The 12,257-nt window shown below is 34.6% G+C and carries 12 protein-coding genes and 1 pseudogene; 10 read left to right on the forward strand and 3 right to left on the reverse strand.

Annotated elements, in window-relative coordinates; all coding sequences use genetic code 11:
* Positions 1 to 208 precede the first annotated feature (208 nt).
* The 5 genes and pseudogenes from EKL98_RS14580 (at position 209) to EKL98_RS14600 (ending at position 5,254) form a co-directional block, all read left to right on the forward strand.
* Positions 209 to 577 carry a hypothetical protein gene (locus tag EKL98_RS14580; protein WP_126562981.1) on the forward strand — a complete coding sequence of 123 codons (369 nt, stop codon included), beginning with the start codon at positions 209 to 211 and terminating at the stop codon, positions 575 to 577.
* A gap of 1,217 nt (positions 578 to 1,794) precedes the next feature.
* Positions 1,795 to 2,139, forward strand: a pseudogene (locus EKL98_RS18165) (MerC domain-containing protein); the annotation flags it as partial.
* A gap of 51 nt (positions 2,140 to 2,190) precedes the next feature.
* Positions 2,191 to 2,409 carry a GDCCVxC domain-containing (seleno)protein gene (locus tag EKL98_RS18170; RefSeq protein ID WP_231507379.1) on the forward strand — a complete coding sequence of 73 codons (219 nt, stop codon included), beginning with the start codon at positions 2,191 to 2,193 and terminating at the stop codon, positions 2,407 to 2,409.
* Between the two features lie 362 nt (positions 2,410 to 2,771).
* Positions 2,772 to 4,307, forward strand: a complete 1,536-nt coding sequence (locus tag EKL98_RS14595) for a M20/M25/M40 family metallo-hydrolase (RefSeq protein WP_126562982.1) — start codon at positions 2,772 to 2,774, stop codon at positions 4,305 to 4,307.
* A 386-nt stretch (positions 4,308 to 4,693) separates the two neighbouring features.
* The gene (locus EKL98_RS14600) at positions 4,694 to 5,254 is read left to right on the forward strand and encodes a DUF6642 family protein (RefSeq protein ID WP_126461601.1); all 561 of its coding nucleotides are present in this window, start codon (positions 4,694 to 4,696) and stop codon (positions 5,252 to 5,254) included.
* Between the two features lie 281 nt (positions 5,255 to 5,535).
* On the opposite strand, the gene EKL98_RS14605 is transcribed toward EKL98_RS14600, so the two are convergent.
* Positions 5,536 to 5,988, reverse strand: coding sequence for a DUF4442 domain-containing protein (locus tag EKL98_RS14605; RefSeq protein ID WP_126461413.1), 453 nt, complete (start codon positions 5,986 to 5,988; stop codon positions 5,536 to 5,538).
* Positions 5,989 to 6,222: 234 nt separating this feature from the next.
* Between EKL98_RS14605 and EKL98_RS14610 the strand changes: the two genes are divergently transcribed.
* The 5 genes from EKL98_RS14610 (at position 6,223) to EKL98_RS14630 (ending at position 10,681) form a co-directional block, all read left to right on the forward strand.
* Positions 6,223 to 6,678 carry a DUF4870 domain-containing protein gene (locus EKL98_RS14610; RefSeq protein WP_126456247.1) on the forward strand — a complete coding sequence of 152 codons (456 nt, stop codon included), beginning with the start codon at positions 6,223 to 6,225 and terminating at the stop codon, positions 6,676 to 6,678.
* 271 nt (positions 6,679 to 6,949) lie between these two features.
* Entirely contained in the window at positions 6,950 to 7,282 is a 333-nt protein-coding gene (locus EKL98_RS14615; protein WP_126456245.1) for a PadR family transcriptional regulator, read from the forward strand.
* 2 nt (positions 7,283 to 7,284) lie between these two features.
* The gene (locus EKL98_RS14620; RefSeq protein WP_126562983.1) at positions 7,285 to 9,018 is read left to right on the forward strand and encodes a PspC domain-containing protein; all 1,734 of its coding nucleotides are present in this window, start codon (positions 7,285 to 7,287) and stop codon (positions 9,016 to 9,018) included.
* Between the two features lie 2 nt (positions 9,019 to 9,020).
* Positions 9,021 to 9,761, forward strand: coding sequence for a head GIN domain-containing protein (locus tag EKL98_RS14625; protein WP_126456241.1), 741 nt, complete (start codon positions 9,021 to 9,023; stop codon positions 9,759 to 9,761).
* A gap of 86 nt (positions 9,762 to 9,847) precedes the next feature.
* The gene (locus tag EKL98_RS14630) at positions 9,848 to 10,681 is read left to right on the forward strand and encodes a GIN domain-containing protein (RefSeq protein WP_126555406.1); all 834 of its coding nucleotides are present in this window, start codon (positions 9,848 to 9,850) and stop codon (positions 10,679 to 10,681) included.
* A 115-nt stretch (positions 10,682 to 10,796) separates the two neighbouring features.
* On the opposite strand, the gene trxB is transcribed toward EKL98_RS14630, so the two are convergent.
* Together trxB and EKL98_RS14640 are read right to left on the reverse strand one after the other, a co-directional pair.
* Entirely contained in the window at positions 10,797 to 11,741 is a 945-nt protein-coding gene (trxB, locus tag EKL98_RS14635) for a thioredoxin-disulfide reductase (RefSeq protein ID WP_126456237.1), read from the reverse strand.
* A 199-nt stretch (positions 11,742 to 11,940) separates the two neighbouring features.
* Entirely contained in the window at positions 11,941 to 12,180 is a 240-nt protein-coding gene (locus tag EKL98_RS14640; RefSeq protein WP_126562986.1) for a GIY-YIG nuclease family protein, read from the reverse strand.
* Positions 12,181 to 12,257: the final 77 nt, after the last annotated feature.

Consider the following 12,257-nt stretch of genomic DNA (forward strand, 5'->3'; position numbering starts at 1 on the left):
AATATATTTGAAAGAATATAAAAAAAGACAAGCAATAGCGACAATCTACCTGATTTTGGGTGTATCGACGCTATTTTATAGCGAGTGTATACAAGTTAGTAGCAAGCCGTTGACGAAAAAACTCCGACTAAAGAACTGAATTGAAAATCAAAATTTTAAAAAAGTATTCTCAAATCGGGTTGCATTGCAGAAATAAATTAAAAAAAATATGGTTGGCGCAAGAGGAATTGACGAAATACTTAATGGAAAAGATAAAATAATCATTGGAACAATGTTATTATTTATTGTGATTTTAATGTTTCTCTTAAATCACTTTGGATATTTTGAAAACTCAAGAAGAGACAAAATTTTAAATGAAGAATTTAAAACAAGCGTAATCGGAAAATATGTTGACAAAAGTAATCATATGACGCCAAAACTTAAACTAGCTAATGGAAATGAAATGATAAATTATTTTCCAAAACATAACGTTGAACTGAATATTGGAGACAGTCTGATAAAGCGAAAAAGTTCAACTGATATGCAAGTTTACAGAAATGAGAAAATTATTTATAGCATAAATCTATTAGAAAAGTAAAAACTAAAACTGAAAGCAGAAAGCGGTAAATATTGCGCAAAAAAACATGAATAAACTAGAACTTTTCTGCCAACAGCTGTTTTGATATAGTGGGGTTTTAGTGGAATTACCGTTTCGCATCAACTTTTCTGCAAAGCAGAAAGTTGAAAGGTTACGAATTCCCCACCATCTCAAAGCAGCAAAACGTTACTGGCTAGTTATGCCGAAATTACGCAGGTAATTTCGATTTGAAAATAAGCAGTTGTTTCCGCAGAAAGTTTACAAAGCAGTTGGCGGTAATTTTAAGAAATTCGAGAGAATTTAATGACGTTTTAAAAAATATAAATTATGATAAAGTTTTGGTTAATTGCTATTTTTATTATTATTATTTCAACATATATATTGTGGAAATTAACTATGAAATCACAAAGAGAAGAAACTGGTGAACGAATTTGGAGATTTGGGAATGGAAGGTCTGTTTATTGGCGTATTCTAACTTTGTGCAGTTTTGGAATAACTGTTGTAATAATGCTTATTATGCATTGGATAGGAATTCCTATTCTGTAATTAAAAATATTTTAAATAAGCAATTTAAGCCCAAACCCGCTTTAGTACTAGAACAAAGCGTGAAAATTGGACCCGATCGCTCGGACATCTGATTTTTTCGGACAACGATTATATTAATCCCTCGGATATTTAATTTTCGGACAACGATAGGGCGGATTTGCAATCCGTGCACCCGATAGCGCTGATATGCCACAATAGTTAGCGCAGTTTTGTAAACTGTGCCCACAACATTAAGCAAATAACAAAAAATCGCTACAAAGTATAAAGCTATAACAACATAAGATGTTTGTTGAAATAATATAGAATGGGCTGGTCGTTATTTTTTAATACTTTGTGTGACTTATTTTATTTCATGAATAAACAGTCCGTTTTAAAAAAAAGAATTTTTAGTGTAGTTTAAATCACATAAGTAATAACTATGGTATAATGTCGTATTTTAAAATCAGGATAAAATCATGTAAAAATCTGATTTAAAGCTGTTTTACTTAAAGTTAATTCTTTTGACTTTACGACTTTTAAACTTTCGACTTACTTATATTCACTCAGTGACTACAAAAATACAGTTCGCTTGGAGGTTTTTATCCAGACCCATCGGAAAAACAACTGACCTTGGCACTAAGACTTGCGCGAAAGAGAAACCGAAAGAAAAGTCAAAAAAGAAAATAAAAAAAATGAAATTTAAACTTATAAATAATATTGACAAACTTGGAACATTTGGACTTTTTCTAACTGCAATTTTCTCACCTTGTTGTTTTCCTCTTTTTGCATTTGGAGCATCAGCACTTGGGCTTGGAAGTTTAGAATTATTCGGAGGTTGGACAATGTGGATTTTTCAAATAATGGTTTTGATTTCAATTATCGGAATATATATTTCGTATAGAAAACATAAATACTTCTATCCATTATTAATTGCAATTTCGAGCGGAATAATTATATTTTCCGGATATTATTTGAGTAAATCTGAAAATTCAACTTATTTAATGTATGCAGGAATGTTTGGACTTTTTATCGCAACAATTGGAAATTATTATCAAAATAAAATATACGTAAATTGTAAAACTTGTGGAATATATGAAGGAAAAACTGTTGAATTGAAATCGACAATCATATGTCCGAAATGTGGATACAAAAAAGACGAAATGATGCCGACAAATGCTTGTGAATTTTTCTACGAGTGTAAAAATTGTAAAACAATATTGCGACCATTAGAAGGAGATTGTTGCGTATATTGTAGTTACGGAAGTGTGAAATGTCCACCAATTCAAGTTGGAACAAGATGTTGCTAAAAACGAGAATAAATGAAATAAATTAGTTCTTCTTTCAACAGTTAGAGTTATGTGGCGTGGCACTAACAATGAAACTCGTTTTACACAGTCCATCCCATCCCCTTATTACGGGAGAATCCAGACCCTTCGGACGGATTTGCAATCCGAGCCCATAAAGAGAATGATTCAGCAAGAAATTATACTAGTTTAGAGAGTGAATTAGAAGTGGTTTTATTAGAATTATTATGATATTATTTACGGGCACGGATTAAAAATCCGCCTATCCTGGTTATAGGGACCCAAAAGCAGGAAAAATTTATATATATTTGGTAGCAGCCGCCCGCAAAATTAATATTCTAAATACTTAACTAATCCTATTTTATATGACAAAGCTTAATCTAATTATTCCACTCTTGATTTTGACTATACAACTAGTTAACGCACAATCAGTAGAAAGTTTAAAAATAAAAAAATACACACAAAAGAACGCAAACGAAATTATTACTGAATTCTCAGAATTTTTAAGTATCCCTAACGTAGCATCAGAGCCATTAAGCCTTCGTGAAAATGCTGATTTCATCATGTCAATGATGAATCGAAAAGGTATCAAAAATGTGCAGTTATTACATGGAAAAACTAAAAATATTCCGCCAGCCGTTTACGGTGAAGTTCTTATACCGGGTGCAAAGACAACTTTGATTTTCTATGCCCATTACGACGGCCAACCTGTAAATCCTGAACAATGGAATCAAAATCTGAGTCCTTTTATCCCAAAGTTATATACGGCAGCTATTGATAAAAACGGCAGTAACATTCCTTTCCCTTTAGATGGAAAATACAATAACGAATGGAGAATATATGCCAGAAGTGCTTCCGATGACAAAGCAGGAGTTGATGCTATTATAAATGCTTACGACGCCATTAATAAAAGCGGCTTAAAACCGAGTTACAATCTTAAATTCTTTTTTGAAGGAGAAGAGGAAAAGGGCTCAACACACCTAGATGAAATCCTACAAGAGAACGAAGCCCTTTTACAATCCGATTTATGGATAATATGCGACGGACCGGTACATCAGTCTGGGAAAAAGCAAATTTATTTTGGTGTTAGAGGAGATACAAACCTTTACTTTACGGTATATGCCTCAAAAAGGCCATTACATAGCGGACATTATGGTAATTGGGCTCCAAACCCAGCGATGATGCTAGCACAGCTGTTAGCATCAATGAAAGATAACAATGGTCGCGTGACGATAAAGGGGTTTTATGATGATGTAATACCATTAACACTATCAGAGAATAAAGCATTATTGACAGTTCCTTCTGTTGACGAACAGATGAAAACTGAGCTTGGTATAAATAGTGCTGAAATGCGAGATAAAACATTAAGCGAATCGATCAACCTGCCCTCTTTAAACATAAATGGTATGCAAAGTGGTAACGTAGGCAAAATGGCCTCAAATCAAATTCCAACTACTGCTACCGCTGTTATAGACCTGAGGTTAGTATTAGGGAACGACTGGGAAAGACAACAACAAAAAGTAATTGATCATATAATAAAACAAGGCTACTTCGTCACAAGCAACGAACCTACAGATGAAGAAAGAAATTTGTACCCTAAAATTATAAAAGTCATCCGTGATAAAAATGGAATAAATGCGCAACGCACCTCCATGGACTTAGCAATTGTCAAAAAGGTGATTTCTGCAGTTGAAGCCACAACAAAAGACCAAGTTGTACTGCAACCAACTATGGGAGGAAGTCTACCGTTATATTTATTTGAAAAATATCTAAAAACAAACACCATTTCCGTTCCAATAGCGAACCATGACAACAACCAGCATGCAGAAAATGAAAACATTCGACTTCAAAATTTGTTTGATGGTATAGAAACTATGGGGTCATTAATGCTGATAAAATAACTCTAAACGGTAGCTTATCATTAACTTAAATAATGTAATGAGAATACTTTTTAATCCTAATCACTCGGATATTTAATTTTCGGACAACGATAGGGCGGATTTGCAATCCGAGCCCAAAAAGAGAATGATTCAGCAAGAAATTATGCCAGTTTAGAGAGTGAATTAGAAGTGGTTTTATTAGAATTATTTTGATATTATTTACGGGTACGGATTGAAAATCCGCTATCGAAAGCAGTTTTGTAAACTGTGCCCACAACATTGAGCAAATAACAATCACAAATTTTTTAGAAGCTATAAACAAAATAGACTAAAGCACCTCGTTTTAACTATTATTGGAACCAATAAATAATTCGTAACTAATGAACCATCCGAACACCCAGAATTTAATGGATTCTGATACCTTTATTTTCTGCCTGGAAGCCGTTCCTAATACAGAAATTACCACCACAACTGAAGTGATTAAAAACTTAGAGCAATTGGCTTTTGAACAAGGTATAACCAGTATTTACAAAACCTGTGATACCATTGAGGGGTTAGAAGAAAGCTTAAATGCATTGCTTTATGACGACCATAATTTTAAAAATTATGAAATAATCTACTTAGTGATGCCAGGCGAAAGAAATACCATTTGTCTCAATGACTATTACTATAGTTTAGAGGAAATTGCAGAGCTTTTTGAAGGAAAAATGAAAGGAAAAATTTTACATTTTGCAAATGCAAAGGTATTGGACTTAAGTCCGGAAGAAGCACAATACTTTTTAGATATCACCGGAGCACGTGCCGTTTCCGGGTATGGAGCACCATCTAATACATTAACAAGCTGTGCCATAGACAAAGCTTTTTTTAGCTTATTTGAAGAGCAAGATAATGTTGTAGATATTGTTACCGAATTACATGAAAAGCACTTTGCCCTTTGTCAGCTACTCGATTTTAGATTGTATTATTAATCTTGATAGCGCTGATATACAATTAAAAGCGGGGTACCTATCTAATTTCATAAACGCCCGCATTAAAACGCCTACGGGTATTCAATTCATTCAGATCAAAAGCTAAATACACATTCCGGGGTTCAAATTTATTCTGGGTTTTGAACTATTAGATAAAGCCAAAAAACAGTACTCTAATTTCACAAAAAAAGTAACCTATTTAAACCAAAAATTCTAATTCTGCTTAATGGTCACTTCACGAAAGAGATTCGATTGTGAATAAGTGTTTAAAAAAGATTTATTTATTTGGCCCTCACACTCCATTCAAAATCCATTTCGGATACTTGAATTCCTTTTTCATCGGTTCCAATGGATTTCATCCAAAACGTTTGTCCGTCTCCTGTAGCAATGGTTTCTTGAATCGCCTTTTCTATTAAATGGCCGTCATTACAGGTAAAAGTGATTCTACCAGTAGCTTTCTTGGTAAAATTTCCTTTGTTATTCGCAACAAGCATCGAGATTTTTTTGCCGCTTTTTTGAATTTGAAACATTACTAAAGCACCCGTGGCAAGCTCTGCAGCCATGGCTTGCACGGCAAAATACATCGAGTTAAATGGATTTTGGTTTATCCAACGGTGTTTTACAGAAACTATACATTGGTTCTCGTCTATGGTTTTTACGCGTACGCCACAGATAAATGCCGAGGGTAATTTGAAAAACAAAAATTTATTAAGTTTAGAGGCTGTAAGTTTCATAGGTAGCTACTGTTTGTTTTTATGGGAATAGAGTGTCGCCATTCTGTATTATTCTTTGGATTTTGAATTTAGGCGCGTTTATTACCGCTAGGTTTTTTGCTAAATTACAAAAAAATACTATGCGTACATATAAAAATTGTTTGTTAATGTTGTGTTAATTTTTGGTACTATGCGTAACAAGATACTATCTTTTAGATATATATTTGCATAAGAAATTACTATATACTTTTAATCATGGAAACAACAACTGAAAAAAACATCGCGACATTTACGCATTTAAGTACTTTAACGCAGTATTTCATTCCTTTTGGAAATTATATTTTTCCAATAATTCTTTGGACAACCAAGAAAGAGGAATCTGAATTTGTGGATCACCACGGAAAACAAGTGTTGAATTTTCAATTGAGTTTATTGATCTACTCTTTGGTGCTGATTATGATTGCAATTCCTTCATTTCTTATTTCGGCTTTCAAAAATGTTTCTTTCGAATCATTGATACATCATAACGACATTACACTTTCGAATTTCAACCTTGAAGACAACATTGCACTATTAACGGTTGGATTAATTTGCGTTCTGATTTTCGGACTTTTGAAAGTGGCTGAATTCTTCTTGATTATTTATGCCTCGATTAAAACATCAAACGGAGAAAAATACAAATATCCAATAACGATTCCGTTCCTTAAATAAGGAAGCAGTCAGATTAAAAGAGAACAGACGTAATACATAGAGCGAACAAACTAGCCCTGATTGAAACGACATCCTTTACTTGCTTTCTTTAAGCAAGTAAAGATAAAGTGGAAAGCAGGAATAAGCTCCGAAAAAATAAAAAGAGAATCATGCAATACGAGATTGCTTCGTTCCTCGCAATGACAAATCATCACCCGAGCCAGAAAGGAGAACTGGCACGGCAATCAAAAAATGAACCGTTTAATCAACACTAAAATCAAAAAAAGAAATTATGAACATTGAAAACACAAAAGCCCAGATGCGTAAAGGTGTTCTCGAGTTTTGCATCCTATCCGTTTTAAAAGAAAAAGAAGCCTACACATCGGAAATATTGGACACATTAAAAAACGCAAAATTATTAGTCGTGGAGGGAACCATTTATCCACTGCTGACGCGATTAAAAAACGATGGATTGCTCAACTACCGTTGGGAAGAATCCACTTCAGGACCTCCAAGAAAATATTATGGCTTGACCGAAATTGGACAAACTTTTTTAAACGAATTGAATGGTACCTGGACGGAATTGTCCGATGCCGTAAACCTAATAACCAACCAAAAACAATAGTCATGAACAAAACTGTAAATATAAACCTAGGCGGAATGTTCTTTCACATCGATGAAGATGCATACCAAAAATTGACGCGCTATTTTGATGCTATAAAACGTTCTATATCCAATTCGTCTGGACATGATGAAATCATCAAGGATATTGAAATGCGTGTTTCGGAATTATTAAATGACAAGCAAAAAACAGACAAATACGTTATTGGTTTGAAAGATGTAGATGCCGTTATCGCCGTAATGGGACAACCGGAAGATTACATCATTGAAGATGACTTGAAGGGTTCTCAAAGTTTTAGTGACCACTCAAACAGACGAACTAAAAAACTATATCGCGACAAAGAAAAAGGGATGATTGGCGGAGTAGCCGCAGGATTAGGGCATTATTTTGGCGTAGATGCCGTGTGGATCAGAATCGTTCTTATCTTATTGGTTTTTGCTGGATTTGGAACTGGAATTCTCGCCTACATCATTCTTTGGATTGTAACTCCGGAGGCGGTTACTACCACTGAAAAACTGGAAATGACCGGGGAACCGGTTACCATTTCTAACATTGAAAAAAAAGTTAGAGAAGAATTTGAAAATGTTTCTGATAAAATAAAAAATGTGGATTACGACAAGTATGGCAACCAGATAAAAACAGGTGTCGGGAAAATAGGAAGTTCTTTTAGCGACTTTATCATGACTATTTTTAAAATTTTCGCCAAATTTTTAGGTGTAATTTTGATTATTACAGGAATAACAATACTGTTTTTTTTGTTAATAGGTATTTTCACATTAGGTTCCGGAATTTTTATTGATTTTCCTTGGCAAGGTTTTATAGAAGCAGGTAATTTTACAGATTATCCAATATGGGCTTTTGGATTGTTAATGTTCTTTGCTGTTGGAATCCCGTTCTTCTTCTTAGCATTATTAGGGTTCAAGCTATTGGCCCCAAACATGAAGTCTATTGGAAATATTGCAAAATATACGCTGTTTGCATTATGGCTAATTGCAGTAGCATTAGCAATATCAATTGGAATAAAACAGGCCAGTGCATTTGCCGTAGATGGGAGAGTGGTTAAGAAAGAAACCCTTAATTTAAATCCAAATGACACCCTTTTAATTAAATTCAAACACAATGATTATTTTGCTAAAAATGTGGAAGACCGTAATGATTTCATGGTAACACAAGATTCTACCGGAACAGATATTATTTATTCGAATGAAGTTAGTTTTAAAATCGAAAAAACAGAGGAGAAACTGCCTTATATTCAGATTGAAAAAGAAGCAAGAGGAAAATCGTTATCAGAGGCAAAACGAAGAGCCGAACAAATTAAATACGGTTATAAAATAATAGGCAATCAATTGATTTTAGACAACTATTTACTTACTGATTTAAAAAATAAATACAGAGATCAAGAAATAGAAATAACAGTATTTGTACCTGAAGGAACGTTATTAAAACCAGATGCCTCTGTACAAAATTACGACAGATCTGATGATGAATTTTTCAATTTACACTACAGTTCAGATAATTACATTTACAAAGTAGAAAATTCTCAAATAAAATGTTTAAATTGTCCCGCTGATGAAAACGAGTATAATGATGTATATAGCACCGCTCGAGACGATAGCACGGATGTTACGGTTACCATAAATAACAATGGCGTTACTGTAGAGAAAGACACCCTAAAATCAAACAAAACCAATAAAGGATTGAAAATAAATAAAGACGGGATCATCATTAAAACGAATTAGTCATGTTGAAAATCATCACCTTAATTACAAAGTTCATTCTGGTTGCCTTAACAGCCTTGTTATTCGGTTCGTGCAACCACTCCATTAATTTCAATGCAATAGAAGGAAGCGGAAATATCACCACAGAAAAGCGGCTTGTTGAAGGTGCTTTCAAAAGCATAGAGGTTAACAATGCCATAGATGTCGTTATAGAACAATCTGATAAAATTGAAATAATTGTTCAAGCAGATGATAATTTACAAAAACACATCACTACCAAAGTAGAAAATGGAACACTTGTTATTTCGTGTGATAAAAATTCTTTCATCAACATGAAATCAAAAAAAGTGACAGTAAAAATGCCTGTTATTGATGAATTAGAAGCAACAAGCGGCTCGACTATCACGAGCAAAAACACCCTGAAAGGGGAGAACATCCGATTGAATACTTCGAGTGCAGCATCGATAGATTTAAGCATCGAATCTGACAATATTACTTGTGACACCAGTAGCGGAAGTACCATTACGATTAATGGGAAAGCGCTACAGATTAAAACAACTGCATCAAGTGGTAGTGAAATCAACGCTGATAAATTATTAGCAAATGAAGTTAGTGCCGATGTTTCCAGCGGTGCGTCCATTAGCGTTCATCCTATCGTTAGCTTAAATGCTCAGGCATCCAGCGGAGGAAACATCACGTACGACATACAGCCAAAATCGATTCAGAAAAATACCAGTTCAGGCGGGAGCATCAGCCAAGAATAAGATATACTTTTGTTAAAATATAAAGAAATCATCCATCACAAGTGGATGATTTTTTTATATTTGTGTAGATACTAATTTAAATGACCATGAAAAAATATACTGTTATACTCCTGCTGCTTGTATCAACTACATTGCTATTTGCTCAGAAAAAAGAAAAAATAAAAGGATCAAAAACAGTGACTGTTGAGCAAAGAGAAGTCGGCAATTTTGAAGCGCTGCTGGTCGAAGACAATCTAGAAGTCCATCTGGAAAGAGGAGAAAAAACAGCCCTAAAAATTGAGGCTGATGATAACTTACATGGTATTATTTCTTTGGATTTAAAAGACAACACCTTGCGTATTTATACAACAAAATCAGCTGTTAACTATAAAAAAATGATTGTAAGAGTGACCTATACCAATGAATTAAACCTCATTACCGCCAAAGATGAATCGACCGTCAATGCGATACAGGAGCTTTTGTTAAACACCATTACACTAAAAGCCTATGATGCCTCCAAATTATTCGTGAATGTCAACGCAACGGATTTCTTACTTCAGGCAGATGACAAATCAAAAATAGAACTCAATTTAAAATCTGAAAACAGTACTGTCGAATTAAGCAAAAATGCAACACTTAAAGCCTTAGTTACCACAATTGATTTGAAGGTAGATTTGTACCAAAAATCAGCTGCAACCCTAGAAGGAAATGCCACAAATATGCGGATTCGACTGGATAACAATGCCTCATTCACCGGAAATAAATTCAATACAAAAAATGCGGACATAATAACTGAAAGTTATTCCAACTGCAGTTTATTTGTGGAGACGGCGGTAATTATTGATGCCGCTGGCAAATCTGAAATTCAACTTCTGGGTAGCCCAACAATAGAAATACGGAAATTTACTGATGAAGCTCAATTGGCGAAAAAATTGAAATAATCCTCTCCCCAACCCTCTCCAAAAGAGAGGGAGAAAAACCGGATTGATGTTATACAAAAAGTCCCACTTGCTAAGGCAAATGGGACTTTTTCAATATTAACTTTCCTAACTATGATTATTTAGCGGCCAAATATCTTTCGGCATCAAGAGCGGCCATACAACCTGTTCCGGCTGCAGTTATTGCTTGACGATACACATGATCCGCGGCATCACCTGCCACAAAAACGCCTTCCACATTCGTTTTTGAAGTTCCGGGAGTGTTGATAATATAACCCGTTTCATCTAATGAAATGAAATCTTTGAAGATATCTGTATTTGGTTTGTGACCAATAGCTACGAAGAAACCAGTGGCAGGAATATCAAAAACTTCATTAGTTGTTTTATTTAAAGCTTTTACTCCGGTAACAACCTGCTCATCTCCTAACACTTCAACAGTATCATGATTCATCAATATGGTGATATTCTCTGTTTTGCGAACGCGCTCTTCCATGATTTTCGATGCTCTGAATTTTTCGCTTCGCACCAACATGGTTACTTTTTTACAAAGTTTAGATAAATAGTGTGCTTCCTCGCAAGCTGAATCTCCTGCACCCACGATTACTACTTCTTGATTTCTATAGAAAAATCCATCACAGACGGCACATGCCGAAACTCCGCCACCCATCTTTAAATAGTGTTGTTCAGATGGCATGCCTAAATATTTAGCGGTTGCCCCGGTAGAAATAATTACTGTTTCGCAATGCAATTCTATTGTATCATTGATCCAAACTTTATGAATATCTCCTGAAAAATCTACTTTTGTAGCCCAACCATCACGTACATCCGTACCAAAACGTTGCGCTTGTGCTTGCAATCCTACCATCATCTCCGGACCCGTTATCCCTTCAGGATTACCAGGCCAATTTTCTACTTCGTTAGTAGTCGTTAGTTGGCCACCCGGTTGCATTCCTTGGTATAAAATAGGATTCATATTTGCTCTAGCAGCATAAATAGCGGCAGTATACCCTGCTGGACCAGAACCTATAATAAGACATTTAATTTTTTCGATTGTATCAGACATAGTGATGTTTTTTTTGGATTTAACAGTGCAAAAATAAGATATTATTGCTGGAATAAAGAACTGGAAGTATCAGTTTTTGTTATGCTTTAATAAAAAAATCCATTCTAGTTGAGACAGAATGGATTTTTGTCGGGGTGGCAGGATTCGAACCTGCGGTCTTCCCGCCATTGCGGGACGCTATATCCGAGCCACTAACTATTTATTTAAAGAAACCTACATCTACCAAGTATCTTTTCGCTCCTCTTTTTTTTATTTTATGCTCTAAAATCATTGCCTCTGATCGTGTTGGAAGTTCAACTTCATAAATCAAACACCATGGTTTCCCAGATTTTGTAGACAAACTAAATCCAGAATTATGCCGGTATAATCTATTTGTAAGATGGTCCGTTTGACCAACATAATATTTAAAAGTAATTTCACTCTGAATTATGTATACAATGTGGACATGCTAACTTAGCCATCACATTAAGTTAAGAAATAATCTTAATTTTAGCCTATGAAACAAGTCCGCAAAAT

The organism is Flavobacterium bomense, assembly GCF_003970355.1.